This window comes from Candidatus Neomarinimicrobiota bacterium, from assembly GCA_017656425.1.
Lineage (GTDB): Bacteria > Fidelibacterota > UBA2242 > UBA2242 > B5-G15 > JACDNV01.
In genome coordinates this window covers 23,540-50,510 of record JACDNV010000010.1, presented here as the reverse complement: position 1 = coordinate 50,510, position 26,971 = coordinate 23,540, and the positions used below count along the sequence as shown (strand labels likewise).

The 26,971-nt window shown below is 34.9% G+C and carries 27 protein-coding genes; 1 reads left to right on the top strand and 26 read right to left on the bottom strand.

Annotated features, from left to right (window positions below; all coding sequences use genetic code 11):
- Positions 1 to 233 precede the first annotated feature (233 nt).
- Positions 234 to 2,588 carry a vitamin B12-dependent ribonucleotide reductase gene (locus tag H0Z29_08320; protein ID MBO8131505.1) on the top strand — a complete coding sequence of 785 codons (2,355 nt, stop codon included), beginning with the start codon at positions 234 to 236 and terminating at the stop codon, positions 2,586 to 2,588.
- 56 nt (positions 2,589 to 2,644) lie between these two features.
- On the opposite strand, the gene frr is transcribed toward H0Z29_08320, so the two are convergent.
- The 26 genes from frr to gcvPA all read right to left on the bottom strand — a co-directional run bounded on the left by frr (position 2,645) and on the right by gcvPA (position 26,970).
- Positions 2,645 to 3,202 carry a ribosome recycling factor gene (frr, locus tag H0Z29_08315; protein ID MBO8131504.1) on the bottom strand — a complete coding sequence of 186 codons (558 nt, stop codon included), beginning with the start codon at positions 3,200 to 3,202 and terminating at the stop codon, positions 2,645 to 2,647.
- Positions 3,203 to 3,204: 2 nt separating this feature from the next.
- Entirely contained in the window at positions 3,205 to 3,924 is a 720-nt protein-coding gene (locus H0Z29_08310) for a UMP kinase (protein ID MBO8131503.1), read from the bottom strand.
- A 17-nt stretch (positions 3,925 to 3,941) separates the two neighbouring features.
- Positions 3,942 to 4,541, bottom strand: a complete 600-nt coding sequence (gene tsf / locus H0Z29_08305) for a translation elongation factor Ts (GenBank protein ID MBO8131502.1) — start codon at positions 4,539 to 4,541, stop codon at positions 3,942 to 3,944.
- The gene (gene rpsB, locus H0Z29_08300) at positions 4,531 to 5,304 is read right to left on the bottom strand and encodes a 30S ribosomal protein S2 (protein MBO8131501.1); all 774 of its coding nucleotides are present in this window, start codon (positions 5,302 to 5,304) and stop codon (positions 4,531 to 4,533) included. The genes tsf and rpsB overlap by 11 nt, the downstream gene beginning before the upstream one ends.
- Before the next feature lie 22 nt (positions 5,305 to 5,326).
- On the bottom strand, positions 5,327 to 5,719 hold the full coding sequence (gene rpsI / locus H0Z29_08295) for a 30S ribosomal protein S9 (protein MBO8131500.1): 393 nt from the start codon (positions 5,717 to 5,719) through the stop codon (positions 5,327 to 5,329).
- A gap of 6 nt (positions 5,720 to 5,725) precedes the next feature.
- Complete coding sequence (gene rplM / locus H0Z29_08290) at positions 5,726 to 6,175, bottom strand: 50S ribosomal protein L13 (GenBank protein MBO8131499.1); 450 nt, start codon at positions 6,173 to 6,175, stop codon at positions 5,726 to 5,728.
- A gap of 212 nt (positions 6,176 to 6,387) precedes the next feature.
- Positions 6,388 to 7,086, bottom strand: a complete 699-nt coding sequence (locus H0Z29_08285) for a hypothetical protein (GenBank protein ID MBO8131498.1) — start codon at positions 7,084 to 7,086, stop codon at positions 6,388 to 6,390.
- 15 nt (positions 7,087 to 7,101) lie between these two features.
- Positions 7,102 to 8,370, bottom strand: coding sequence for a DNA methyltransferase (locus tag H0Z29_08280; protein MBO8131497.1), 1,269 nt, complete (start codon positions 8,368 to 8,370; stop codon positions 7,102 to 7,104).
- A gap of 144 nt (positions 8,371 to 8,514) precedes the next feature.
- On the bottom strand, positions 8,515 to 11,334 hold the full coding sequence (locus tag H0Z29_08275; protein MBO8131496.1) for a DUF5110 domain-containing protein: 2,820 nt from the start codon (positions 11,332 to 11,334) through the stop codon (positions 8,515 to 8,517).
- A gap of 107 nt (positions 11,335 to 11,441) precedes the next feature.
- The gene (phoU, locus tag H0Z29_08270) at positions 11,442 to 12,101 is read right to left on the bottom strand and encodes a phosphate signaling complex protein PhoU (GenBank protein ID MBO8131495.1); all 660 of its coding nucleotides are present in this window, start codon (positions 12,099 to 12,101) and stop codon (positions 11,442 to 11,444) included.
- A 32-nt stretch (positions 12,102 to 12,133) separates the two neighbouring features.
- Positions 12,134 to 12,895, bottom strand: coding sequence for a phosphate ABC transporter ATP-binding protein (gene pstB / locus H0Z29_08265; GenBank protein MBO8131494.1), 762 nt, complete (start codon positions 12,893 to 12,895; stop codon positions 12,134 to 12,136).
- Positions 12,877 to 13,719: a phosphate ABC transporter permease PstA gene (pstA, locus tag H0Z29_08260; GenBank protein ID MBO8131493.1), complete on the bottom strand. Its 843-nt coding sequence runs from the start codon at positions 13,717 to 13,719 to the stop codon at positions 12,877 to 12,879. Before pstA ends, pstB begins: the two co-directional genes overlap by 19 nt.
- Positions 13,709 to 14,578, bottom strand: coding sequence for a phosphate ABC transporter permease subunit PstC (gene pstC / locus H0Z29_08255; GenBank protein ID MBO8131492.1), 870 nt, complete (start codon positions 14,576 to 14,578; stop codon positions 13,709 to 13,711). Before pstC ends, pstA begins: the two co-directional genes overlap by 11 nt.
- A 15-nt stretch (positions 14,579 to 14,593) precedes the next feature.
- Entirely contained in the window at positions 14,594 to 15,622 is a 1,029-nt protein-coding gene (gene pstS, locus H0Z29_08250) for a phosphate ABC transporter substrate-binding protein PstS (protein ID MBO8131491.1), read from the bottom strand.
- A gap of 197 nt (positions 15,623 to 15,819) precedes the next feature.
- The gene (locus H0Z29_08245) at positions 15,820 to 17,121 is read right to left on the bottom strand and encodes a dihydroorotase (protein MBO8131490.1); all 1,302 of its coding nucleotides are present in this window, start codon (positions 17,119 to 17,121) and stop codon (positions 15,820 to 15,822) included.
- Positions 17,122 to 17,125: 4 nt separating this feature from the next.
- Positions 17,126 to 18,052 (bottom strand): aspartate carbamoyltransferase catalytic subunit, encoded by a 927-nt coding sequence (locus H0Z29_08240; protein ID MBO8131489.1) that lies wholly within the window; start codon positions 18,050 to 18,052, stop codon positions 17,126 to 17,128.
- Entirely contained in the window at positions 18,042 to 18,596 is a 555-nt protein-coding gene (pyrR, locus tag H0Z29_08235) for a bifunctional pyr operon transcriptional regulator/uracil phosphoribosyltransferase PyrR (GenBank protein ID MBO8131488.1), read from the bottom strand. The genes H0Z29_08240 and pyrR overlap by 11 nt, the downstream gene beginning before the upstream one ends.
- Positions 18,597 to 18,800: 204 nt before the next feature.
- A complete protein-coding gene (gene miaA, locus H0Z29_08230; GenBank protein MBO8131487.1) occupies positions 18,801 to 19,757 on the bottom strand; it encodes a tRNA (adenosine(37)-N6)-dimethylallyltransferase MiaA in 957 nt (318 codons plus the stop codon).
- Positions 19,726 to 21,489, bottom strand: coding sequence for a DNA mismatch repair endonuclease MutL (mutL, locus tag H0Z29_08225; GenBank protein ID MBO8131486.1), 1,764 nt, complete (start codon positions 21,487 to 21,489; stop codon positions 19,726 to 19,728). The genes miaA and mutL overlap by 32 nt, the downstream gene beginning before the upstream one ends.
- Positions 21,490 to 21,503: 14 nt before the next feature.
- On the bottom strand, positions 21,504 to 22,541 hold the full coding sequence (gene ftcD / locus H0Z29_08220; protein MBO8131485.1) for a glutamate formimidoyltransferase: 1,038 nt from the start codon (positions 22,539 to 22,541) through the stop codon (positions 21,504 to 21,506).
- Positions 22,542 to 22,568: 27 nt separating this feature from the next.
- Complete coding sequence (locus tag H0Z29_08215) at positions 22,569 to 22,745, bottom strand: hypothetical protein (protein ID MBO8131484.1); 177 nt, start codon at positions 22,743 to 22,745, stop codon at positions 22,569 to 22,571.
- 1 nt (position 22,746) lies between these two features.
- Positions 22,747 to 23,382, bottom strand: a complete 636-nt coding sequence (locus H0Z29_08210; GenBank protein ID MBO8131483.1) for a site-2 protease family protein — start codon at positions 23,380 to 23,382, stop codon at positions 22,747 to 22,749.
- Positions 23,383 to 23,385: 3 nt separating this feature from the next.
- A complete protein-coding gene (gene xerD / locus H0Z29_08205; GenBank protein ID MBO8131482.1) occupies positions 23,386 to 24,276 on the bottom strand; it encodes a site-specific tyrosine recombinase XerD in 891 nt (296 codons plus the stop codon).
- Positions 24,277 to 24,297: 21 nt separating this feature from the next.
- Positions 24,298 to 24,867 carry a D-sedoheptulose 7-phosphate isomerase gene (locus H0Z29_08200; GenBank protein ID MBO8131481.1) on the bottom strand — a complete coding sequence of 190 codons (570 nt, stop codon included), beginning with the start codon at positions 24,865 to 24,867 and terminating at the stop codon, positions 24,298 to 24,300.
- A gap of 11 nt (positions 24,868 to 24,878) precedes the next feature.
- On the bottom strand, positions 24,879 to 25,631 hold the full coding sequence (locus tag H0Z29_08195) for a geranylgeranylglyceryl/heptaprenylglyceryl phosphate synthase (GenBank protein MBO8131480.1): 753 nt from the start codon (positions 25,629 to 25,631) through the stop codon (positions 24,879 to 24,881).
- Position 25,632: 1 nt separating this feature from the next.
- Positions 25,633 to 26,970, bottom strand: a complete 1,338-nt coding sequence (gcvPA, locus tag H0Z29_08190) for an aminomethyl-transferring glycine dehydrogenase subunit GcvPA (GenBank protein MBO8131479.1) — start codon at positions 26,968 to 26,970, stop codon at positions 25,633 to 25,635.
- Position 26,971 lies beyond the last annotated feature (1 nt).

Here is a 26,971-nt window from a genome sequence, read left to right as displayed (position 1 = left end):
TTAAGAAATGATAAAAAATATTAAAAATCATTTTAAGCACATTGTTCTAAGACCATTTTTAACTAATTTAGATAAGCTAATCGAATACTTAAAAAATACAAGTAATTGTTATCTTTATTAGTTCAAATACAAAATATTGTATAATATTGTATTGCAAATTGGTAATTTTATTTCTATATTATTTTTAGTATGGTGTGGGTAAAAATAGGGAAACAATAATGGGGGAAATGTCAATGGGAGAGTTAACTGAAATTACGATAGATAGAAATGAATTCTATGGTAATGGAACTCTGTTAGAACCTCATTTTTCAAGGAATGCAATGGAAGTGCTTCAGCGCCGATATCTTAAAAAGGATAGTAACGGTAATATCATCGAAACACCTGAGGATATGCTGTGGCGAGTAGCGAGCACGATCGGTAAAGTAGATTTTCTATACAATGCTTCCAAAGATGAAGTAAAAAAGACAATCATTGATTTTTACAACTTAATGGCAAATAAAGACTTCATGCCAAACTCTCCAACCTTAATGAATGCTGGAAGAGAGCTCGGTCAACTTGCTGCCTGTTTTGTATTGCCAATAGAAGATTCAATGGAATCAATATTTCAGACGTTGAAAGATACTGCACTTATTCACAAAAGTGGTGGTGGAACAGGATTTTCTTTTTCAAGAATAAGACCAAAAAATAGTATAGTAAGGTCTACAAATGGAGTAGCAAGTGGTCCAGTCTCTTTTATGAAAGTTTATAACTCAGCAACAGAAGCTGTAAAGCAGGGTGGCACAAGGCGCGGAGCCAATATGGGCATTTTAAGGGTCGACCATCCTGATATTATCGAATTTATTAACTGCAAACTTGACCCAAATGAGCTTAGCAATTTCAATATATCAGTTGCTGTAACAAATGAATTTATGGAAAAAGTCAAAAAGGGAGAAGATTACGAGCTAATTAACCCAAAGGATGGTAAAGTATCAGGTAAATTAAATGCAAGAGAAGTTTTTAATTTAATTACAGAAAATGCCTGGAAGTGTGGAGACCCTGGTATTATTTTTATTGACAAGATAAATGAACACAACCCTACTCCAAAGTTGGGTCAGATAGAAGCAACAAACCCATGTGGCGAACAACCCCTGTTGCCATATGAATCATGCAATCTTGGTTCAATTAACCTCGCTAATTTTGTTGTTAATGATAGTATAGACTTTGATAGACTGGCAGAAGTGGTAGAAAAAGCAGTGCATTTCCTTGATAATGTCATAGATATCAACAAATTTCCTATAAAGAAAATTGAAGAAATGGTTAAAAAAACAAGAAAAATTGGTCTCGGAATAATGGGTTTCGCTGATATGCTTATAAAATTACGTATACCGTATAATTCAGACAAATCGCTCGAAATTGCAGAAAAAGTAATGAAATTCATCAGTGAGGTAGCAAAGTTAAAAAGCATTGATTTAGCAAAAGAAAGAGGAACATTTCCTGAATGGAAAGAGAGCATTTTTTATCCTGACGGTCCAAAATTAAGAAATGCTACCGTTACAACAATTGCCCCAACAGGTACTATTTCTATGATCGCAGAATGTTCAAGCGGCATAGAACCTTTATTCTCACTTGTTTATACTAAAAGTGTAATGAATGGGACCAATCTTCTCTATATAAATCCATATTTTGAGGAAGCATGCCGCGAAGAAAACATATATACAAGCGAACTCATGGAAAGAATAGAAAAAAAAGGATCGATACAGAATATACCTGAGATACCCAAATGGATTAAAGAGGTATTTGTAACCGCCCATGATATTTCCCCAGAATGGCACGTCAGAATGCAGGCTGCTTTCCAGAAATACACAGATAATGCCGTAAGCAAGACATGTAATTTCAGAAAAGAATCATCGGTAGAAGATGTAAAAAAAGCATACATGCTTGCTTATGAACTTGGCTGTAAGGGTATAACCATTTATAGAGATGGAAGCAAGGATCAGCAGGTATTATATATCGGCAAGAAAAAAGAACATAAAAAAGAATCATCTAAACCCCATAAGATTCATCCCCGGACAAGACCTACCGTAACAAAGGGAATAACAAAAAGGGTAAAAACTGGCTCAGGTAACTTGTATATAACAATAAATGAAGATGAATACGGATTATGTGAGGTCTTTACAAATATAGGTAAGGCAGGAAGCCAGGCTCAGGAAGAATCTGAGGCAATCGGAAGATTAATTTCCCTTGCTCTGAGATCAGGAATTGATGTAAAAGATATTATAAAGCAGTTGAAAGGTATTGGTGGGCCAAGTCCCGTATGGGAAAACGGCGAAGTTATACTTTCAACACCCGATGCCATTGCCAAATCCCTTGAATGGTATATTAATGAAAAAGAAAAACAGAATAAAAATGTAAGTGGAAATGGGAAGAATGGTATTGAACTACATAATAGTCCAATAGAATTGCAACAGCTCGATGCAAAGATTGGCGACGATCATTCCAGTAATACAGATAACAAAAAATTAATAACTACATGTCCAGAGTGTGGCACTACCGTTTATCACGAAAGCGGATGCCTGACATGTCCCATGTGCGGATGGTCAAAATGCTAATAAAAAATACACACGAAAAGGGAATTATTATAAAATTTATATCTATAAATAAAATTTTAATTTTCCATAAGTTCTTTTTCTTTGCTCTTTAACATTGAATTTATCTCTTCTATATATTTATCAGTCAATTTCTGTACTTTTTCAAGATAGAGCTCTGCCTCATCCTCGGATATTTCATGGTTTGTTTTCAGTTCCTTAATCATATCATTTGCATCTCTTCTTATATTTCTAATTGCAACTCTTCCATCCTCCGCAAGCTTATGAACGATTTTTACCAGTTCTTTCCTTCTTTCCTCAGTCAGAGGAGGTATAGGTATCCGAATAACATTACCATCATTCATTGGATTTAATCCAAGATTTGCCTGAATAATGGCTTTCTCAATAGACGCCAGTGCCGACCTATCAAAGGGATTTACAACTATTAACCTCGCTTCAGGAGTCACAACATTTGCTATTTGCCTTAAAGGTACCATAGAGCCATAATACTCAACTTTTATTCCATCTAATAGAGTAGGAGTAGCTCTACCTGTCCTAATTGTTAAAAGCTCATGTCTGGTATTCTCAACACTTTTTTTCATTCTTTCTTCGGCATCTTTTAATATCTCATCCAGCATATTTATACCCCATGAATTATACTACCAAGCTTCTCACCAGTTATTATTCTTTTTAAATAACCTCTTTTATTCATATTATAAATAATAACAGGAATGTTATACGTCTGACACATTGCAAAAGCTGTCATATCCATAACATTTAAACCTTTTTTAAGAACATCATTAAATGTAATATCCTGTATAAATGTCGCATCAGGATAAACTTCGGGATCTTTATCATAAATACCGTCAACTTTTGTGCCTTTTATTATTGCATCAGCCGAAAACTCACATGCCCGTATAGCTGCCGCTGTATCAGTACTAACAAAAGGCCTACCTGTACCACCAGCAAAAATTAAGACTTTCCCTTTATCCAATTCCACATTCAACTTATCTATAAAAAGAGGAACTGTAACATTTTCAACATTTATAGCGGATGTAACTACAGCTTCTATCCCCTTTTTCCTGAAAAAATCTCTGAGTGCAAGGGCATTCATTATGGTAGCCATCATTCCCATATAGTCTGCAGTAATTCTTAAAAGCCCTGTACCTTCGGAATTTACACCACGTATGAAATTCCCACCACCAACAACTATACCAACCTTCGTCCCCAACTCCTTTATTGACTTTATCTCTTCAACAATATATTCTGTAATCTCAGGATCAATACCGTTATGTTTTTTACCACCAAGCGCTTCACCAGAGAATTTCAATATTACACGCTTAAAAATTGGTTTTGTCATTATTTTTTTAATTTATATTATTCGTAAACGCCAAGCTGGAATCTTACAAACCTTGATATGACTATATTCTCGCCAAGCTTTGCTACCATTTCCGTCAGGTAATCTTTTATTGTCTTCTGAGGGTCTTTTACAAAAGGCTGCTCCATTAAACAAGCTTCCTGAAAATATTTTTCCAGTCTTCCCTCAACTATTTTTTCTATAACAGCTTCAGGCTTACCCTGAGCTTTTGCTTGCTCAGCATAGATTTCCTTCTCTTTTTCAATGATTTTTGGATCAATATCTTCCCTTGTAATAGCAAGAGGATTTGTCGCCGCAATTTGCATTGCTATATCTTTTGTGAAATTCTTAAAATCATCTGTCCTAGCAACAAAATCTGTCTCACAGTTAACTTCCACCAAAACTCCTATCTTATTACCGGGATGAATGTATGACCAGATAAGACCTTCCTTCACTTCTCTCCCTGCTTTCTTCTCCGCTTTTGCTATTCCTTTTTTGCGCAGAATTTCTACAGCTTTTTCTATATCACCATCAGCTTCTTTCAAAGCCCCTTTGCAGTCCATTACTCCACTGCCTGTCATATCACGAAGCTTTTTCACTAATTCAACATCAATTTTCATCTTCCATCCCCTGTGCCTGCTCCTGTTTTTCTACACTCTCTTCGTGGACACTTTCTTTTGTTTGTCCTTCATCTACAAAACTTGAGCCTTTTGCTTCTATTATAGCATCGGCAATCTTGCCTACCATTAACTGTATAGTTTGTATTGAATCGTCATTCGCTGGAATGGGATAATCCACTAATGTAGGATCCCCATTGGTATCTACAATCGCAACTACTGGAATAGCAAGTCTATTTGCTTCTAAAACCGCGGTTCTCTCATGGGCTTCATCTACAACAACCAGCACGTCTGGTAAAAATTTCATATCACGGATACCACGATGCAAGATAGCTAATTTTTCCCTCTCCCTTTCCAGCATCAATCTCTCTTTTTTAGTATAAGATTCACCGTAACCAGTCTTTTTAAGCTCTTCAAGCTCCTGCAGCCTCTTTATACTTTTTTTTATCGTTTGGAAATTCGTGAGAGTACCACCAAGCCACCTTTCGACTACATAAAACATTCCACATCTATCAGCTTCTTTTTGAACAACTTCCTTTGCTTGCTTTTTTGTACCCACAAATAGAACAGTCCCACCATTTCTTACCGTTTCCCGAATAAATCTCAACGCATCCTCAAGACACTTCTGGGTTTTCTTTAGATCAATTATATGTATCTTATTTTTCTCTGCAAATATATAATCCCGCATTTTGGGATTCCATTTACTCTTTAGATGCCCAAAATGCGCTCCAGCTTTCCATAACGTTTCAAATGTTATCTCTGCCATACACAAACCCTAATTTAAAATATTATCGTTTAGAAAACTGAAATGCACGCCTTGCACCTCTTAAACCGTACTTCTTTCTCTCTTTTACTCTTGGATCCCTTGATAATAAACCAGCAGGTTTCAATATCTTCCTCAATTCCGGATCATATTTCTCAAGTGCTCTTGCAACAGCATGCCTTACAGCATCAGTTTGTCCTGTTATACCACCACCACTAACCTTTACCCTGACGTCAAACTTTCCAAACAAATTTGTAACCTTGAATGGCTGTATAACCCTACTTCTATGATCTACACGGGTAAAATATTCTTCCACAGGCTTTCCATTTACAATAAATTTACCGCTTCCTGGCTTCATTCTAAGCCTTGCGACAGATGTTTTTCTTCTACCTGTAGCTACATATTCCTCAACAGACATTAGATATTACCCTTCTATTTCTATTTCTTGGGGTTTTTGAGCCTGGTGGGGATGCTCAGTTCCAGAATAAACCTTTAATTTCTTAAAAATTTTCCTTCCCAATCTATTTTTTGGTAACATCCCCCAAACAGCATGTTTTATTATTCTCTCTGGATGCTTGGCTAACATCTCTTTAAAAGGGATCTGCCTCCACCCACCAAGATATCCTGAATGCTTAAAGTAGGTTTTCTGACTAGCTTTTTTACCTGTCAATCTCACTTTATCTGCATTAATCACTACTACAAAATCACCTGTATCAAGATGTGGGCTAAAATAAGGCTTATTCTTACCTCTTAAAATACTTGCTATTTTACTCGCCAACCTACCAAGGCTTTTACCCTCGGCATCTACTAACACCCATTCGCGCTTTATATCATCCCTTTTTGGAAAATATGTTTTAAACATTTTCTTACTCATATATCATTCACCTTAATAATTAAAAAGCCAAAAAACTTACAATTACTCGAGGTCATAATCAAGATTTTTTTAGCAAATTAGGAGGTAATTTTAAATCTATCTTATTTATTCTTATATATTCTCTTATCAGGTAAAATTAAATTTACATTACTAAAGATGAAGATTAATAACCTTGATTAAATATTGAACATCAAAAATCAAATTAAATCAAGTTACAACAATCTACGTCTATTCCCATAAAGCTCATAAATATCCTTTTCTCTTATTCTAAAACCCGTTCCTCTATTTCTAACCGTTTCATTTTCTTTCAAATGCATTCTTAAATCAATCCCAACAAGTGAATTTTTAATGGCATCTATAAAGTTTCTTGGATTTGGTTCTGTTAAAAGGTAGGCTTCATTAAAGTGAAACTCCTCATGACCTTGAACAGCACGCCTATCAGCTAGAACAAACAATAATCGACTTAATTTTGAAGAAAAAACTCCGACTACAACATAGATATCCCATTCTGCCAACAAAATATCATTGGAAGACAATAGTCTTATTACTTTTTTACTTTCGTCAATTTCTATAATTAATCCCAAAGAATTTGGTCTATTAAAAAATATTGTTGATTTTAAAGCTTTCCTTCCGTTTTTATCCTCATAACCAAATTGTTCTATAATTTCTTTTTGTTTCCTTAACCAAACACCTCTATTAAAGGTAAAAAGCGTAACAAGCGACGAACTATCTTTGCGAGTCGTTTTTATTTCAACCCTTCCTCCTATATCAGGAATTGGAATATTTGTCTCCTCTAATCCAAACAGTGACTCAAAAGTATAACCGATTCCTGTGCTCCCTCTTCTTAAAGCTCTTATATATCCCATATCACTTATATTTTGCAATCTATTAGTTAATTCTTTCAAATTCATATACAAGTACCTTTTTTAATTTTCGACCTTTTGCATAACAACAATATATTCATAATTCATTGTAGAATCCTTTTCTCCTTTTATATTCGTTGGGCTATTTTTTAATGGCATTCTTTTATTAGGAATCCTTCTAATTATTGTTTCAATATGGTGAAATCCATTAATTTTAAAAATTTCAGATGTTATTTCATCTGTGGGCAAAGTTATAGATTTGACTCTTCGGTTTCCAACCACAAAACATGCAAATCCATTCTTTTTTATTACCTTGGAAATGTTATTTATAGAAGCCAAATAATCCTTATAAAAAGAATAAACATCTTTTACTCTTTTTTCATCTTTGTTACCAACTTGCTCTATTGTTTCATCAATGATTTTAATTCCAAATTTTCCTATTTCTTTGGGTTTTTTACCTCCCATCAATTCGTTATCTAATTTTGAAGCTGTTTCAAAACCTAACCATTGATTGGCCAACCTAGAAAACTGACCATAAGCAACTGTTGTTCGAGAATCTCCATAAGGAGGCGATGTTACAACTATATCTACAGAATCGTTTGGCAATATTTCTTCGGGAATATTGTAAACTGTATTAAAACAACAAATTTGTGAAGTAGAATTATTTTGCTTATTATTCAAAAACTCAATTAAACCTTTCCTATTTCTAGATAGTTTACTCTCCATAATTCCATATACATCGGGATTAAAGGTTTTGATATCCTTTTCTGCAATTCTATAAAGTTTGAATTCACCATTTCTGGTTAAAGAACTTTCCCTAACAGTTTCACTAAAAGCTACCAAAAAAAAGTTTTTTATAGGTTCGTTATCTATGTTATCAATATAATGTTTTAAAATTGCTAATTTCTTTTGAACATCATCGGTAAACCAATAATCGATATTATCAAATACAGGTATGTCAAAGTGAGTATATTTTTTTATTCCAAATCGTAAATTGAAAATCAAATCATAAAAGTCCTTCAGGTATAGATCGAGTATTTCAATACTTATTGGAGTGGTTTTGGCTTTAGCAATTAAACGAGCAAGTGGATTTAAATCTGTTCCAATAGCATTAATATTTCTCATATTTGCCTCTACCAATGATGTTCCTGTACCACAATAAGGATCAAATAATAGATCTGCATTTCTCCCATATTTTTCTATAAGTCTTGCTGCAACCTGAGGAATCATCATTGCAGGATAGTTATGAAAACAATGGGTTAGAGTTTTTGTATTCGCATCTTCAAAATCCCAACTTTCATCTATATATTTTTTCTCTAAAATTAATCCCATGTCTTATTCTTTATCATATCTTAGAATTATACTATCTATAAATTAATTTTAAATGCACAAATATAAAAAAGCAATTTTTTTCTGAGATTTCATAATCCCCGTCATTCAATAGATTCGACATTGAAATAAAATTCATATTAACTATTAAAATCTCACAATCAATCTTTTCCCTTTATATTTTATAGTTTTTGTTGGGTTTTTTGTCTCTTCGACACCTACACCTTTACCCGGTACCACAATAACTACATTGAATGTTCTCTCTTTAAGCATTCCAGGGTAGCTACCTTTCCTTTTATCGATTGTTAATGTTTTATTTTCATCATCCCATATAAAATCTATCGTCGAATATATACCCATTTCATAATTGTACCCATCGCCTTCATCTTCATATAATGTAAATCTACTGTCTTTACCAGGATAAATTCTAATTTCAATTGGATCAGCAGGTTTTTGGTCAGCAAATTCAATAAATGGTCCCATAGGCAAAATAGAGCCAGCTTTTATATATATCGGTATTTTGTCAATAGGAGCTTCGGCAACAATCATCTGACCACCCTGATAAACATTGCCTGTCCAGAAATCATACCATAGATTACTCCGTGGTAAGTACACATTTCGAATCTTAAACCGCTCTACATTTTGCTTCTCACGAGTGAATATACTTGGTGTTTTCCAATAAAGTTTCATTTTCGCTGCACCCGTAGATCTATTCTGTAGTTCTAATCGAAAATCATATTTTTTACCTGATTTGAGAAAAATCGGTTCTGTATACTGCTCTACACTTGTATAAACATAATCCAATTTTCTTCCATTGATATAAATGTTCTTATAGTCATAGCTAATCAAGTGAAATTGATGTTTACCTGTCTCATTGGGAATTAGGTATCCTTCCCATATTACAGAAAAAGCGGAATCGGTCATATATTCTGGCCTTCCTGTATACCACATATGGTTAATGCAAGGTTCTATCTGAGTATGCGATTGGATTTTAAAATCGGAATCAATAAAATATTTAGCAAGCACTCCTCGCTCACCATCCTTAGTCATAAAATGTTCAGGTGTTATTAGGATACTATGTTCTGGTGGTTTATAATACATATAAGTTGTAACAGGGCAGATAAGCATCGACGGGCCAAACATATATTCATCATCAATATCATAGGTATCAAGGTCATCAGGAAAATCCATTGCCAAGCCCCTCATATAGGTATACCCTTCAGATGTAACTTTCCATGCAAGGGAATAAATATATGGAAGTAAGCGATATCTTAGATTGACAAATTTTATTAGTATATCTGTAAACTCTCCAAATTCCCATATCTCTCTGGGTGTCTCAGAACCGTGAGCACGAAATATTGGACAAAATGCACCAAATTGAAACATCCTGGTATATAACTCCTGATATGAAGGATCTTTCCCTCCATTGATAAATACACCCCCATAAGCACCAATGACAAAAGCTCCTATATCAAAAGTCCAATAAGGAATCCCTGACATGCAAAAATTCAATCCAGCTGAGATCTGCTTCCTGTAAATATCCCAGCTCGCTCCTATATCACCGGACCAGGTAGTAGCAGCTGTTCGCTGCTGTCCTGCAAATGCAGATCGAGTTAATAGATAAACTCTCTTTCTGTCTGTTACATTTCTAAGCTTTTTATATAATGCGTCCATCATTACAAGCGAATAAGCATTCAGGTATCTCGCCCATGAACCAAGATAACATTTTCCAACTTTCTTCATTTCATATTCCTGTGATTCTTTTGTTGTAGCATTCACAATATCTGGCTCTGTGGAATCAATCCAGAATGCATCAATTCCCTTATCGTATAACCCTTTTTTCAAATACTTCCAGTAAATATCATTGGCAGCTGGGTTGAAGGCGTCATAATACTTGAAGTTTGCCCATCCAACAATATCATATAAATATCCATACTTCTTCATTTCTTTATATATTTCAGTGTTTTGTCCCAATCCGGGCCAAATGGAAATCATAAGATGAAAATTCAAATCATGAAGCTCCCTTACCATAGTATCGGGATCGGGATATCGAACAGGATCAAAAACCATACCGCTCCATTTGTCATTATCCCCCCAGTATCTCCAATCCTGTATTATGTTATCAATTGGTATCTTTAACTTACGATACTTCCTCGCTACACTGAGTATTTCTTCTTGAGTATCATAATGTTCTTTACTCTGCCAATAACCATAAACCCACTTACCATAAAGAGGAGCATCTCCAGTCAGGTATCTATAGCCTTTTATCACATCGTCCATACTTTTGCCGCAAATGAAATAATAATCTATATTATCTCCAACATCAGACCACATTTGCATGTATTGCTCCTTATCTTCAAAAATGGTCTTACTATAATTATCCCATAACATCCCAAAATTTCCAGTGGATATTAGAAACGGATTAACAGCATCTGTATTTGACTGAACCAAGACCACCTTTTTACCTCTATAATTCATGTAACCATACTGATGCTGGCCAAGACCATATATACCATCGGCATCGTTAAGAATAAACTTCTGTGAAATATGAAATGAATTCTCGTATTGATCTTTGAATGGCTCAAATACAGGACGCCCGAACTCAGCTAAAATGGTCTTCCCATCATTATTACCGTAAACGATACTACCATTTTTTCTATTAATTTTCAACGTCATTGCTGATGTTTCAATGGATATTTTTTCACTATCTTTTTCCATTCGATATTTAACGCGGGGGATTCTGGTAACAACCACTGATAGACTCAATTTCTTATCAGTTCCCGATGGAAACCATTTCACAACCCTTACTATATTATCTGAATAAAACTGTATTTTTATATTGAGACTATCGATTTTAACAACTACGCCATTTTTAATCATTTCGATATTTCTATTACCAACATTACAGGCATTAAGAAAAACTATTATCACTATCAAAGCGGCAGCACACAATTTTCTTACATCCATAATTCCCTCACATATATTTGTTAAAATATAAAATTTTAATCAGTCTATCACAAGATATAAGAGGAAAGTGATTTCATAAAAGTCCAAGATAGAAAAAATAAATATATCTATTCTATTTCACTTTCGTGATGTTTAATTACTTTTCCCGAGACAATAAAAACAACATCCTCTGAAATATTTGTCGATAGATCAGCAATTCTTTCAAGATTACTGGAAACACGCAACAAATGAAGGGATCTCTCAATAGTAGAAGGATCTGAAGCCATGTAAGTCAATAGCTCCCTTAAGACCTGATCAGCCAAATTATCTACAATATCATCTCGTTCACATACAGTCTTAGCAAGCCCTATATCTCCGTTAACAAATGCTTTAACTGCATCTTTCAGCATCTTAACCGAAATCTCAGCCATCCTTGGAATATCTATCAGAGGTTTCACTTCAGGTCTTTGGATCAAAAACAGTGCACTCTCACTGGCATTTACAGCATGGTCTCCCATTCTTTCAAGATCATTATTCATTTTGAGAATCATTAAAACCGTTCTGAGATCGATAGCTCGAGGTTGATACTTGACAATAAATTCAGCACAATTTCTGTCTATTTCTATTTCATATGCATTCGCTCGACTCTCCATATCATCAATTACTTTTGTTAAAATATCTCTATTTTTTTCAACGAGCCCCTTCACACTACCTTCCACCATATCTATTATAAGGTGGGAATATTCAATAATTTCTTCTATTAATAAATTTAATTCTTTATTAACCATATCATCTCTCGCAAATACAAAAATAACCTCTATTAACCAAATTTTCCAGTTAAATATTCTTCTGTTCTTTTATCCTTCGGTACAGTGAATAGTTTCTGGGTCTCTCCATACTCTATAAGGTTTCCAAGATATAAAAAGGCTGTATAATCGGAAACCCTTGCTGCTTGGGCTATGTTATGAGTTACCAACAACACTGTCACATTATTTTTTAAATCCACAATCAACTCCTCAATCATTGCCGTAGCTTTTGGATCAAGTGCAGAAGTTGGTTCATCAAGAAGGATTATCTCAGGTTTCATAGCAAGCGCTCTCGCTATACATAATCTCTGCTGCTGTCCACCAGATAAAAAAGTCCCTTTTCTATGAAGCACATCCTTTACCTCATCCCATAGAAATGCCTTCCTTAAAGCATCCTCCACAATTTCATCTTTTTCTCTCTTGGAAAGTTTTAACCCATTCAGAATATAGCCCGAAATAACATTATCATATATGCTCATAGTAGGAAATGGATTTGGTCTTTGGAACACCATCCCGATTCTTCTTCTAAGAAGTATAGGATTTATCTCAAAAATATTTTCATTATCCAGATAAATTTCACCCTTTGCCATTGCTCCATCAGTCAGTTCGTGCATGCGGTTTATACACCTTATCAGTGTTGTCTTGCCACACCCCGAAGGTCCCATAATAGTTGTAACCCTATTCTTATAGATTGATAGATTAATATCTTTCAATATCCATCCACTATCATTATAACCAGCAAAGAGATTTTCAATCCTTAAAACCGTGTTCTCCATTTCGCTCCTGCAATTTTTACAAGAACATTAAGAATTAAAACAAATACCAGTAATACAAAAGATGCTCCCCAGGCGATGCGATGCCAGCTTTCATAAAGGCTCATTGCATAGTTAAATACAAGCAAGGGCAATGCATCAATAGGTTTAAAAGGATTAACATTCAAAAATGAACTACCAAAGGCAGTGAACAAAAGCGGAGCGGTTTCACCAGCAACTCTTGATATAGCTACAATTAATCCAGAGGCTATACCACCAAATCCCGAGGGAATTACCACTTTTAATATTGTCCGTGTATAGTTAACTCCAAGAGAATAGGAGGCCTCCTTCAATGTATCAGGAATCATCTTTATAGTTTCTTCTGTTGATTTAATTACCACTGGCAGCATCATAATCGCTAATGCGACACCACCTGCAAATGCACTAAAACCACCCATTGGAATAACAATCCAGATGTAAACGAGGATTCCTATCACAATCGATGGGATTCCCTGTATTATATTTATTAAAAATCTTAAATTGTTACTAAACCTGTCTTTAACTTCAGCCAGAAAAACACCGGTAAATATCCCCAATGGAGTAGCAATAATGAAAGCTATTATAACAAGGATTAAAGTCCCAACAAGTGAATGTAAAATTCCCCCGCCTTCCTCTCCTGGTGGTTTGGGCAATCTTATAAAAAATTCAAAATCAATAACACTTATGCCGTTTTTTACTATGTGATATAGAATTAAAAATAATGGGATAATTGTAAATAGAGATAGAGATATTATCAGCACCTTAAACAAATGGTTTAAAAATATTCTTTTCCCTATATTATTTTTCAATTTCAAACCTCTTAATTACAAGACTCCCGGCAAAATTTATAATAAGAGTAACAATGAAAAGAAGTAAACCAAGCTCTATTAATGCACTAAGATGAATATCGCTGGAAGCTTCAGCAAATTCATTAGCAATTACCGAAGCAAGAGTATTCCCTGGTTCAAAAAGAGATTTGGGAATTCTATTTGCATTCCCAATAACCATAGTAACCGCCATTGTTTCACCAAGAGCCCTGCCAAATGCAAGCATTATACCGGCAAATATACCAGATTTTGAATAGGGAAGGATAATTTTTCTTATAACTTCAAAATGGGTCGCTCCCATAGAATATGCAGCTTCTTTTATATCACTAGGAACAAGCCTTATAACCTCTCTTGCCACAGAAGAAGAGAAAGGAATTATCATAATTGATAGGATTAATGAAGCAGTTAATATTCCAACTCCGTATGGAATTATCCCCAATTTCATTTCAATATATCTAACGACAGGCATCAGCACAAATAGACCCCAGAATCCATATATTACCGATGGTATTCCAGAAAGCAAGTCGGTTGCATAATTCAATATTTTACTTATTATCCCTGATTTAAAATACTCACTAAGAAAAAGAGATACAGCAAGAGAAAAGGGAATAGATATCAGAAGTGCCATAATGGATGTTAATAACGTCCCGATAAAAAATGGTAAAAATCCAAATTCTTCTAAAACTGGATCCCAGGTCGATGAGGTTAAAAATCTTATCCCAAAGGCTTTTATAGCAGGTATACTTTCAATCAATAGAGATATAAAAGAAGCAATAATCAGTAGCATCGTTATAAAACCAGCCAAAAATAATCCAGCTTTGAAAATTTTATCGATATTCATCTAATCCTGCTAATCTTAGTCAAGTAATTTTTTACCCTCATAAGTTATTGACCTTAGTATAATTTCTGCTTTTTTTTGAGCTAAATCAGAAAGAGGAGCATAATGTAAATTTACTGTATACTTTTGTCCATCATGGACCATCCACCAGAGAAGATTTATCAGCTCTTTCGCTTTTTCATATGTTAAACCACCATTCTTTAATTCTTTGTAGACAATTAACCATGTAAAGCCGGTGATAGGATATCCTTCAGGTGCATCTGTATCTGTAAGGGATACTCTCATATCATCTGGTAGCTTAGTTTCCGCAGATAATTTTACTGTTTCAATAGAGGGTTTTATGAATTTGCCACTTTTATTTTTAATAAGTGCTATCGGCAACCGATTCTGTAAAGCATAAGCAAACTCTACATAGCCTATAGTACCAGGGATTTGTTTTATCATCCCTGTAACACCAGAATTACCTTTTGCTCCAACCCCAACAGGCCATCGCAAAGACTTACCGGCACCGACTTTCTTTTTCCACTCCTTACTAATCTTACTTAGATAATCGCTAAAAATATATGTCGTACCACTACCATCAGACCTGTGCACAACTAAAACCTTTAGATTGGGCAACTTAACCTCTGGATTCAACTTTTGTATCTTCGGATCATTCCATTTTGTTATCTTTCCAAGAAATATATCCGCTATAACATCCTGGGAAAGTTTTAACTCTGGATTCCCAGGTAGATTATAGGTAATCACTACAGCACCAGCACATATAGGGATGTGGACTACCTCATCGGAAAACATTTTCATTTCTTCATCACTCAAAAACGCATCTGAAGCACCAAAATCAACAGTCTTTTCCCTTATCTGCCTTACGCCCCCTCCAGAACCAATTGCCTGGTAATTGACTTTTATTCCATATTGCTTCTTATATTCACTGAACATTTTCGAATACAATAGATATGGAAATGTGGCTCCTGCTCCTATAAGATCGGCAGGATTTGCTCTAAAAAAGACTGATAAGATTAAAATTGTAACTATAATCAGTTTTTTCATAACTTCCTCTCATTTTTCATCAGAACTGTGAAATTACATCGTATTTAACAAAATGAGTATTAAATAAGAGTAAATTTTATGTAAACTTTTTGTAAATAGGCCTCTATTCAACTATTTCTTGAATTAAACCTAAGGTAATTAAACCAGAAGTTATATTAGTTAAATATTAAAAAAATAAAAGATAACTCAGAAAACTATTATTCATTATCCATAATTGAGATAAAATTCTTGTTTATTACATGCTTTACTTTACCTAACAATTCACAACCGATAAAGGGAGTGTTATATGATTTTGAATAAATATTTTCCCTTTTGAATATCCACCACTCATCGGAATCAAATATGGTTACGTTGGCTTCTTTGCCCACTTCAATACCAGATGCTGGTATATTAAAAATTTTCATTGGATTAATCGTAATTTTTTCAAGTATATCTATCAATGGAATCTTTCGTTCATGCACAAGGTGCGTAACGAGTAATCCAAATGCAGATTCAAGCCCTATCATACCACTTGAAGCTTCATTTATTGTCGTTTCTTTGGTTTCTATGGGGTGTGGCGCATGATCAGTTGCAATTATATCAATCGTACCATCTTTCAATCCTTCAATAAGCGCTTCCACATCTTTTTTGTTTCTCAGAGGAGGTTGCACTTTCCCATTGGCATCAAAATCAATCATATAGTCTTCTGTTAACACTAAGTGATGTGGAGTAACCTCCGCTGTAACCTTGACGCCCTCTGCTTTTGCTTTCCTTATTAACTCAACAGCTTTTGCGGTTGTAACATGAGCAATATGTATATGCGCACCTGTGAATTTAGCCAGAGCTATGTCTCTATAAACTGCAATCTCTTCCGCAACAGCTGGATTTCCTTTAAGTCCTAGTCTCGTAGAGACTTCACTTTCATTCATAACACCATTATCTTTTAACAATTCATCTTCAGCATGATCAACAATTGGTCGATTGACAAGCTTTGAATATTCCATTGCTAATCTCATAACCAGTGGATTCTGGACATAACTACCATCGTCCGAAAAAGCCATTGCACCAAACTCGGCAATCTCTGCCATCTCTGTTATCTCCTGTCCCTTCCTCCCCTTTGTTATAGCAGCTATTGGATAAATGTTGATAGGGAGTGATTCTGACCTTTCATAAACATATTTTACCATCTCCGCATTGTCAATCGGAGGCTCTGTATTCGGCATACAAAAAACATGTGAAAAGCCACCTGCCAGCGCGGCTTTTGACCCTGTCTCAAGCGTCTCCGCATTTTCATAACCCGGCTCTCTAAAATGCACATGCACGTCTATAAATCCTGGGGATATTACATATCCTTTCAAATCATAAACCTTATAATCATCGCCCACATTGATACTTTCCTTTATTTCTCTAATTTTTCCATCTATTATTAAAATGTCTTTTTTAATAAAATCACGATTGTCAAAATCAACTACCAGACCATTTTTTAATAAAACCTTCTTTTCTAATTTTTTTATTTTCATTTTTTTACTCCTTCTTTCCACCAAGTAGTAGAAACAACACTGCCATCCTTACCGCTACTCCATTCAGAACTTGATGCAATATAATTGAGTGCTCGCTTTCAGCAACTTCAGAATCTATCTCTACACCTCTGTTCATAGGACCAGGATGCATAATGACAAGCCTCCTTTTTATTTTATCAAGCCTTTCTTTCGTCAATCCAAAACGAGCTCTGTATTCCCTCAAAGATGGGATATATCCCCTACCCTGTCTCTCTCTCTGAATTCTCAAAACATTTACTACATCTGCAATTTCCAGAACCTCATCAATATCCTTTAAAACACGTACACCAAGGGTCTCAACTCCTACAGGAATAAACGTGGGAGGTCCACACAAAAACACATTGGCTCCCATTGTTTTTAATCCAAATATATTCGAAAGAGCAACTCTACTGTGCTTTATGTCTCCAACTATTGCTACATTAATATCCTCAAGTGTACCCAGCTTTTCCTTTATCGACATCATATCAAGTAAAGCCTGTGTGGGATGCTCATGAGTCCCATCTCCAGCATTTATTACTGCGGCATCTACAAATTTTGTAAGTAGTTTTGCGGCACCAGGGTCCGAATGCCTTATTACTATTCCATCAACCTTCATGGCTAGTATATTCTGTACTGTATCTTTTAAACTTTCACCCTTTTCCAAACTGCTCACACTTGCCGAAAAGTTTATAATATCAGCCGACAGTCTCTTTTCAGCTATTTCAAAGGATAGCCTTGTCCTAGTTGATGGTTCAAAAAATAGATTTACGACTGTTTTACCCTGAAGTGAGGGCACCTTTTTTATAGGTCTTTCTAGAACCTCTCTAAATGAAAATGCTGTTTCAAGTATCGCCTCTATATCTTCCTTTGGCACACCATCTAATCCTAACAAATGCTCTATACTAAGACTCATCTACCACCTCCACTATAAAAACTCCATCTTCACCGTCTACTTCTTTTACTTTAACTCTGACTTCCTCACCAACAGATACTGGTAACTTCATACCTATATAATCAGGGCAAATTGGCATCTCCCTACCACCACGATCAACAAGAACCGCTAACTGTATCTTCGCAGGTCTACCGTAATCAACTAAAGCATCGAGTGCTGCACGTGTAGTCCTGCCAGTATAGATTACATCATCAACCAATACAACAGTCTTATCATCAATTTCGAATGGAATATCGCTTATCTGTACTTTTGGTATTTTCGTTCTTAATCTTAGATCATCCCGGTAAAGCACCACATCAAGCACTCCTATCTGCATTTTAACGTTCTCAATTTTCTCTATTTTCTCGGCAACCCTCTTTGCAATATACTCTCCTCTTGTCCTTATGCCCACGATTACCAGATTGTATATACCTTTATTTTTCTCAAGTATCTCATGGGTAAGCCTTGTAATTGTTCTGTTTATACTATTTTCATCGGCTACTTTTAATTTAACCCTCTCATTCATATCTTCTCTCCAATTAAAAAAAATCCACCTTAAAAGGTGGATTAAATTTGTCTTCTATGGTTATCTTTTTTAATAAGAATTCGAAAGTGTGGGGTATTTGAAAATTTCTTATCCCACTCTTCCGCTTCAATAATTTTCCTTTTGAATCCGCGGCTTATGATCATTTTCATCATAGAATTTATTCTAATAAAATAATAAAATCTATTAGTTTTCTGCATCTATTAAAATTTTTAAAATTCTATCAGCCACCTGCACAGGCTCTTCTCCTGGTTTCACATCAATCCATTTGCCATCAAGCTGATGTCTGAACCAAGTCAACTGCCTTTTAGCATATTGCCTTGTATTCTTTTTCAAATTTTCTATCATCTCCTCTTTCGTACATTTATTATCCAGATAATGAATGACCTCTTTATAGCCCAGAGTTAATAAATATTCAAGATGACTTCTTTTCCCCTGCTTCAAAAAACTCCTTACCTCATCAATTAATCCTTCCTGAATCATTAAATCAACTCTTTTATTTATCCTATCATATAGATAATCCCTTTTTGTATTTAAAATGAATATTCTAAAATTATACGGTAAGGTGACCGATCCCTCCTTAAAAAGTTCACTGGGTTTTTTACCTGTCATTTTATAAAGTTCCAGTGCCCTTGTTATACGTTTTGCATCATTTATATGAATTTTCAGTGCATAATCAGGATCAATGTCCACAAGTTTGTTATACAAATAAATATTACCGCGTTTTTTTAATTCCTGTCTTATCTCTTCTCTGATTAACTGATCAGTCCTACTGCTTTTAAATAGTCCTTTTACAATTGCTTTTATGTATAATCCCGCACCACCAACTAATATTGGTATTTTGCCTCTGGAAAAAATACCCTTTATTGCTTCATTGGCAAGCTCTCTACATCTGCCTGCACTTATCTTTTCTTCAATCTCAAGTAAATCTATAAGATGATGTGAGATTTCGGATTGTTGCCTTAATGTTGGTTTCGAAGTCCCAATATCTAAACCTTTGTAAATCTGGCGGGAATCAACCGAGATAATCTCACCATTAATTTTTTTAGCTATAGCTATACCAACGTCAGTCTTTCCTATTGCAGTAGGTCCTGTAATTACTGGCACTATCTTATTTTCTACCAAATCTTTTATCGATTTCATCAATGGTCAAATTTACTATAATTGGTCTACCATGAGGACAAAAATAAGGATTGTTTGTCATAAATAGCTTATTAACAAGGGTTATCATTTCTTCTTCAGTCAATTTATCGCCAGATTTGATTGCTGCTTTACATGAATAAGAAGCAATAACATTTTTAGTTGCACTTGGTTCATCTTTTTTATTCTCGAGATAGCCATCTATTATCTCCTTTATTATAGTTGATTCTATACCCCATCTCATACCTGCAGGGACAGCCTCTACAATCACAGCATTTTTACCAAAATCTCTCAATTTAAAACCTATCTTTTCAAGGTATGGAAGTATTTCAAGTAAAATAGAATAATCCTCATATGTTAATTCCACTACCTGTGGAAACAGAAGCTGCTGAGATTTCCAGTTTTTTTCTTTTATTGAATTATAAGCTTCTTCATAAAGTATACGCTCATGAGCAACATGTTGATCTATTATAATAATACCACTTTTAGTCTGTGTAATGATATACCTTTTTGCAAATTGAAAAACCGGTATTCCAACTTCCCCTGGCTGCTCCTCCTCTCTTCTTATCACCTCAGAAAATTTTCGTGCCCTCTCTTTCCAGTCAGGAGTACTTTTTCGAATAGCCTCCAAAAAAGACCCCTGTCTGTCTGATTCTTTCTTAATACCGTTCGTTAAGATTTTTCCCATCTCCTTTTCTTTTTTATAAAAATCAGTTATAGGGATATAATCAAAACCTGGAAGTTTTTCTCTTAGCTTATTTACATACTTAGCAAGTATATTTTTTATCTGGTTATAAATATTGTACTCATCTTTGAATTTTATTTCCATTTTAGAAGGATGAACATTAACATCAACCTGAAACGGCTCTATTGATAATTTTAGACAATAAAAAGGGTATTCTTCACCCGATATCAATGGTGAATAAGCACCCAATACAGCATTATTCAATGTTCTGTTAACAATATATCTTCCATTCACAAACCAAAATTGTTCCCCTCTACGATTTCTCAGTAAATTTAGATTCCCTATATAACCTGTTATAGAAAAAACTTCATTTCCATCATTAACCTCAATTAAATTGTCAACATAATCCTTTGAAAAAAGGTTGCCAATTCTATCAAGCAAATTCTCCGCATGTAAGATATAAATTTCCCTTTCATTATGAACCAAAGTGAACATCAATTCAGGAAATGACAAAGTGAATTTTCTAAATATACCAATGATATGTCTGAACTCAACCTCGGCGGATTTCAAAAACTTTCTTCTTGCGGGAACGTTAAAAAACAAATTTTTAACACTTATCGATGTACCACCTATATTAGGGCAAGGCTCTATCTTTTTAAAGGTACCTCCAACTACTTCAAGTCTATGAGCTTCTTCTTCACCTTTTATTCCGGATATTGCTTCTACCATCGACACTGATGCGATACTTGCAAGTGCCTCACCCCTAAAACCAAGAGTTTTGATATTATATAAATCTTTCTCGGTGTATATCTTACTAGTAGCATATCTTTCAAAGGCAAGCAGTAGATCATCTTTATCCATTCCACTACCATTGTCAACAACCTGTATAAGTGACCTGCCACCATTTTTTATAATAACATTTATTTCGGTAGCACCAGCATCAATGGAATTTTCTATAAGTTCTTTCACAACAGATGAAGGTCTCTGAACAACCTCACCAGCCGCTATTTTATTTGTTAATGTCTCAGGTAAAATCTTTATATTTGGCAAAATGCCCCTATACTTTAAATTTTAATACCAGTTATTTTCTCAATTTTATATTCGAGAATTTTTTCCTCAGGTTTAAACATATTCCACTTATTCAAACAGAGACCTTTTACTGCAGCATTTATTATTTCTTTTTCTTGAATACTATTTTTCTCCTCATTGCTCTTTCCGAGGAAGTATAATCCCGCTGAGATTATAGCTTCCTTTGGTACCAGACCAACAATCTCCGAACCAAACAACTCTACCCCTTTTTCTTTTGCCTTCCTCTCAACCTCAAGATATACTTTATGCAGAGGAGCAATCCTATAATCGGTAATATTTGTTGAAACCTGGGTAATGCCCAGCTCCTCTCTATACCATCCAATGGCTTTTACACTTTTAAATAAACCAGGTCTTCTCTTATTTCCTTCAGCTAACTGATTTATAGCGTTTCCACTTTCCCTAATCTCACCAGCAATTTCATCCGCTATCCTTTTATCTTTTGTGTTAAGATTTATATTATAAGCGATAAGAGGTTCCCTTACACCCATTACAATTGCACCACTTTTTGGAACAAAAACTGGCTTACCATAATCAGGATACCACTCAGGTTTTATTATCTTCTCGGCCAATTTTTCATAACCCCCTCTTCGAATATTTTCCAGTTTAACTCGTTGTGGAAATTGAGCCGATTTCTCATATAAATAGACGGGTATATCTAACTCATCAGAAACCATTTTTGCAAGCCTATGACTCACCTCAATACATTTGTTGATACTCACCCCGGTAATCGGAACAATAGGAAATACATCAACCGCCCCTATCCGAGGATGAATACCGTTGTGAAACCTCATATCAATCAATTCAATTGCCTTTTTTATACAGTCGAATGAAGCCTTAAAAATACCGTCAATATTCCCAACAAACGTAATTACTGTTCTATTTGTGTCCTGATCTGAATAGACATCCAGTACATATACCCCATTAACAGATTTTATTGCATTTACTATTTTATCAATGGCTGCCTTTTCTCTACCTTCACTAATATTCGGTATACACTCAACAAGCTGAACCATGGTACGAAGGACTCCCTACTCATAAAACTATCTGGCAATCTTATTGAGATAATATATCAACGCAAGCACAATTAAAGCCATAGCAATTAGCCACCACATAGGTCGTGTCATTCTCTTGGTATCATGGGTAATGCGTCTGAAACGAAATCGCCTGCCTTCAAAATACCCTCTCACCTTTTGACGGAAAAGGCGATTTAATACCATTTTAAATACCTCCAAATAGTCTCGTAAAAAAATCAACAAAAGGATAAATAATAGCACCAAATATCGAAATACCCGTTCCCCAGCTTATCATAATTATACCAAATAGAATTATTGAACCATATCTTTCATATTTAAATGCTACTTCTTCATACCTTTTTGGTAGTAAACTGAAAAATATTTTTGAACCATCCAAGGGTGGTATTGGAAGAAGATTAAAAATCGCCAGTGCGACATTTATTTGAATACTGAGAATAGTCATTATAGCAATAGGCTTTAAAATCTGATCGGGGAGAAATTCCAAAAATCCTCCCCTTAATATTCTCAAGAATAAACCACTTAACAGAGCAATTACCATATTTGCAGATGGACCTGCCAGAGACGTATATAACATTCCTCTTTTTGGATCGCGAAAGTAGGAAGGATTAACTGGAACTGGTCTTGCCCACCCAAAACGAACGATGAATAACATTATTGTTCCCAACGGATCAAGATGTATTAATGGATTAAGACTTAGCCTTCCAGCCATCTTTGGGGTAGGATCACCTAATTTATACGCTACATAGCCATGCATATACTCATGAAATGTCAATGCAAGTAATATTGGGGGAATTAAAAGTATAATCTCCTGTAAATTCATAACTTACCACCTCGGATGATATTTTTTGTGTACTTCCATTAAATATTTTCTATCCAGATGAGTGTATATTTGAGTTGTCGATATATCTGCATGCCCGAGCATTTCCTGAACAGCCCTAATGTCAGCTCCACCCTCAATAAGGTGGGTAGCAAATGAATGTCTGAATACATGAGGGCTAATTTTCTTTTTAATGCCTGCCATTTTCACATATTTTTTTATCAACTTCCAGACTCCAATTCTCGTCAATGGTTCACCCCTAAAATTTAAGAATAAATAATCTTTACTCACCCTTTTTCTTGTATAGAATCTTCTTGTTGTCTCGATATATCTGTGTAAATCTACTTTCGCTTTCTCACCAAAAGGTACAAATCTCTCTTTTGAACCCTTACCAATGATTCTGATCACATTTTCTTCCCAGAATATGTCCCCAGTTCTCATACCTGTCAGTTCCGATACCCTTATTCCCGTAGAATAGAGAGTTTCAATAATCGCCTTATCACGCAAACCTATATGTGTAGATGTATCAATTTGCTGAAATATCTGATCAATTTCTTGAATTGTTAATACGGTAGGTAACTTCTTAGGGAGCTTTGGACTCTGTACAAGCTCTGATGGATCTTTATCTGTTACACCCTCATCCACAAGAAAACGGTGGAAAGTTCTTATAGAACTGATATTCCTTGCTATACTTGAAGACATTAACCCTATCTCTGATAATAATTTTAAATAATTCTGTATTGTTAAAGTTGTAATTAAAGAAAAGCTATTTATTCCTATATCTTTGAGGTATTTTACATATCGTTCTAAATCTATTTTATATGAAGAAATTGTATTATCAGAAAGCTTTCTTTCAATTTTCAAATAGTTTAAAAATTCTTTTAATACTTTTTGCATTAAATAAGTCCATCTTCGATATCAGCCAAAAAGACCCTTTTCCATTATATCACACAAAATATGACCAATGGTTATATGGGATTCCTGTATTCTTTGTACATCATTTGATGGCACAATTATCATAATATCAGCCAGATTATTTATCCTGCCGCCCCCTTTGCCTGTCAAAACTATACTTTTTAAACCCATCTGTTTTGCCTTCTTGACAGCTCTTATTACATTTTCTGAATTACCGCTTGTGGTAATTCCAATAAGTACATCTCCTTCATCACCTAATGCTTCTACCTGCCTCGCAAAGAGATCTTCGAACCCATAATCATTTGTCATTGCTGTAATAAGGCTTGTATCGGTAGTAAGGGAAATAGCCCTGATAGGCTTTCTATCCAACCTTAATCTAACCACCATCTCGGCAGCTAAATGTTGAGCATCCGCTGCAGATCCACCGTTACCACATAAAAGAACCTTATGACCAGACTTTATGCAATCTAATAATGTTACAGCAGCCTCTTCGATAACATCTAAATACTCTACGGATAAACGTTTTTTCACTTTAGCGCTATCCAGCAATTGTGATTTTATTTCATTTCTCATATTATCAATCATTATTTATTTCCTTTTACATGAATCGCATCAGCAAATTCTTTTATCAAACTTAGATTAGAATTATCATTAAGCACATTGCCAGTAACTACGAAACTTGCTCCGGACTCAACCTTCTCCTTTGCAGTCTCAGGATCTCTTATTCCACCCCCTACAATTACAGGAATTTCCACATACCGGCTAACAATCTCGACCATCTCGTTAGGTACTGAATTTTCAGCACCACTTCCAGCTTCAAGATAAATCATTTTCATCCCCATATACTGGGCAGCTAGGGCATGAGCCGCCGCAATTTCTGGTTTGTCAGATGGCAATGGTTTTGTATTACTCATATATTCTGCAGTTGTCATTCTACCTGATTCTATAAGCATATAACCTGTCGAAATTGCCTCAATACCCAATCGTTTAATTACCGGTGCTGCAATCACATGCTCACCAAAAAGATAGTAGGGATTTCTCCCACTAATAAGAGAAATAAATAAAATCGCATCAGCATACCCGGAAATCTGCTTAACAGAACCTGGGAAAATGATAACAGGTATATTGCTTGCACTCTTGACTATCCTTGCACACTCTTGAAAATCTGAATCAAACAACAAACTCCCACCTACAAGAACCGCATCAACATCACTTTCATTAATTAGCTTAACGAATTTTTCTAAATCACTATCCTTCCTAGTGTCTGGATCAACCAGTATAAGGTAACCAGCTCCCTTTCGCTCTTTTACTTTTAACAAATAATTATAGACATCCATATCAACTTTCAAATTTTCTAAGAAAAGAAATAAATTGATCCATCTCCTCTTTGCTTCTTTTTTCAGTCACAGCTAATAGAATTTGATTTTCTCTATTTTTATCAAATTTTTCCAATTCCACTCCAGCAAAGAATCCCTCCCCCAATGCCGCTTTTATTATTTCTTTTGGTTTTGCTGGAGTGGAAATTACAAATTCTTTGAAAAATGGTTTGTTATACACTGATTTAAAACCCTTGAGTTGAATTATTTTATCATATAAATAATGGCTTTTCTTTATGCAAAGCTCGCCAACTTTCCTAATACCACTTTTCCCTAGTAATGATAAATATATGCAAGCTGATAAAGCCATAAGTGCCTGATTAGTACAAATATTGGATGTTGCTTTTTCTCTTCTTATATGCTGTTCTCTTGTTTGCAATACCAGTGTATATGCACGTCTGCCCTTTATATCCTCCGTAGCTCCAGCAATTCTTCCAGGCATGTATCTGATAAATTCTTTTCTCGCTGTCAATACTCCCAAGAATGGTCCTCCGAATGACTGATGAATACCTAAGCTTTGCCCTTCTGCCACTGCAATATCAGCACCCAGCTCACCCGGACTTTTTAAAATTCCAAGCGATATTGGATCAACAACCAGTATCAGTAACGTATTTTTATCCAATTTCGACTTTAATCCATTTATTTTTTCAATAGTACCAAGATAGTTTGGACTCTGAATAACAAGGCAAGCAGAATCTCTTGAAATATTTTCAATATCATTAAAATCTGTCGATCCATTATCCTCACCTAAGAACGATATTTCCATTCCACGACCCTCAGCATAGGTCTTTATAACTTCGATATAAAAGGGATTAAGCAGAGAAGAGATAACCGCCCTCCCTTTCCCTGTAATATTACATGACATAAATATAGCTTCTGATATAGCTGTTGCTCCATCGTACATAGAAGCATTGGAAATCTCCATCCCCATTAACTCACATATAAGCGATTGATATTCATAGATTGATTGTAAAGTACCCTGACTCACTTCTGACTGATAAGGTGTATAGGCAGTGTAGAATTCAGAGCGAGATATTAAATCATCAATTACAGCTGGGACATAATGATCATAAACTCCACAACCCAGGAAAGATATATAATTCTCTGTATTCAGGTTTTTTTTTGCAATATTTTGAACCAATTTTACTATCTCTAATTCAGAATGAGCATCAGGCAAGTTTATATTGCAGGTCTTTTTTAAATTCTCTGGAATAAATCTAATCAACTCTTCGAAAGAATTGTAACCAATTTCTTTAAGGATTTCCAGCTCAGTTTCTGGAGTATTTGGAATATATTTCATA

Excerpts from the sequence above, each read along its gene's own strand:
- H0Z29_08320 (MBO8131505.1), top strand. The coding sequence starts at position 234 with ATGGGAGAGTTAACTGAAATTACGATAGATAGAAATGAATTCTATGGT.
- frr (MBO8131504.1), bottom strand. The coding sequence starts at position 3,202 with ATGCTGGATGAGATATTAAAAGATGCCGAAGAAAGAATGAAAAAAAGT.
- H0Z29_08310 (MBO8131503.1), bottom strand. The coding sequence starts at position 3,924 with ATGACAAAACCAATTTTTAAGCGTGTAATATTGAAATTCTCTGGTGAA.
- tsf (MBO8131502.1), bottom strand. The coding sequence starts at position 4,541 with ATGAAAATTGATGTTGAATTAGTGAAAAAGCTTCGTGATATGACAGGC.
- rpsB (MBO8131501.1), bottom strand. The coding sequence starts at position 5,304 with ATGGCAGAGATAACATTTGAAACGTTATGGAAAGCTGGAGCGCATTTT.
- rpsI (MBO8131500.1), bottom strand. The coding sequence starts at position 5,719 with ATGTCTGTTGAGGAATATGTAGCTACAGGTAGAAGAAAAACATCTGTC.
- rplM (MBO8131499.1), bottom strand. The coding sequence starts at position 6,175 with ATGAGTAAGAAAATGTTTAAAACATATTTTCCAAAAAGGGATGATATA.
- H0Z29_08285 (MBO8131498.1), bottom strand. The coding sequence starts at position 7,086 with ATGAATTTGAAAGAATTAACTAATAGATTGCAAAATATAAGTGATATG.
- H0Z29_08280 (MBO8131497.1), bottom strand. The coding sequence starts at position 8,370 with ATGGGATTAATTTTAGAGAAAAAATATATAGATGAAAGTTGGGATTTT.
- H0Z29_08275 (MBO8131496.1), bottom strand. The coding sequence starts at position 11,334 with ATGGATGTAAGAAAATTGTGTGCTGCCGCTTTGATAGTGATAATAGTT.
- phoU (MBO8131495.1), bottom strand. The coding sequence starts at position 12,101 with ATGGTTAATAAAGAATTAAATTTATTAATAGAAGAAATTATTGAATAT.
- pstB (MBO8131494.1), bottom strand. The coding sequence starts at position 12,895 with ATGGAGAACACGGTTTTAAGGATTGAAAATCTCTTTGCTGGTTATAAT.
- pstC (MBO8131492.1), bottom strand. The coding sequence starts at position 14,578 with ATGAATATCGATAAAATTTTCAAAGCTGGATTATTTTTGGCTGGTTTT.
- pstS (MBO8131491.1), bottom strand. The coding sequence starts at position 15,622 with ATGAAAAAACTGATTATAGTTACAATTTTAATCTTATCAGTCTTTTTT.
- H0Z29_08245 (MBO8131490.1), bottom strand. The coding sequence starts at position 17,121 with ATGAAAATAAAAAAATTAGAAAAGAAGGTTTTATTAAAAAATGGTCTG.
- H0Z29_08240 (MBO8131489.1), bottom strand. The coding sequence starts at position 18,052 with ATGAGTCTTAGTATAGAGCATTTGTTAGGATTAGATGGTGTGCCAAAG.
- pyrR (MBO8131488.1), bottom strand. The coding sequence starts at position 18,596 with ATGAATGAGAGGGTTAAATTAAAAGTAGCCGATGAAAATAGTATAAAC.
- miaA (MBO8131487.1), bottom strand. The coding sequence starts at position 19,757 with ATGAAATCGATAAAAGATTTGGTAGAAAATAAGATAGTGCCAGTAATT.
- ftcD (MBO8131485.1), bottom strand. The coding sequence starts at position 22,541 with ATGGTTCAGCTTGTTGAGTGTATACCGAATATTAGTGAAGGTAGAGAA.
- H0Z29_08215 (MBO8131484.1), bottom strand. The coding sequence starts at position 22,745 with ATGGTATTAAATCGCCTTTTCCGTCAAAAGGTGAGAGGGTATTTTGAA.
- H0Z29_08210 (MBO8131483.1), bottom strand. The coding sequence starts at position 23,382 with ATGAATTTACAGGAGATTATACTTTTAATTCCCCCAATATTACTTGCA.
- xerD (MBO8131482.1), bottom strand. The coding sequence starts at position 24,276 with ATGCAAAAAGTATTAAAAGAATTTTTAAACTATTTGAAAATTGAAAGA.
- H0Z29_08200 (MBO8131481.1), bottom strand. The coding sequence starts at position 24,867 with ATGAGAAATGAAATAAAATCACAATTGCTGGATAGCGCTAAAGTGAAA.
- H0Z29_08195 (MBO8131480.1), bottom strand. The coding sequence starts at position 25,631 with ATGGATGTCTATAATTATTTGTTAAAAGTAAAAGAGCGAAAGGGAGCT.
- gcvPA (MBO8131479.1), bottom strand. The coding sequence starts at position 26,970 with ATGAAATATATTCCAAATACTCCAGAAACTGAGCTGGAAATCCTTAAA.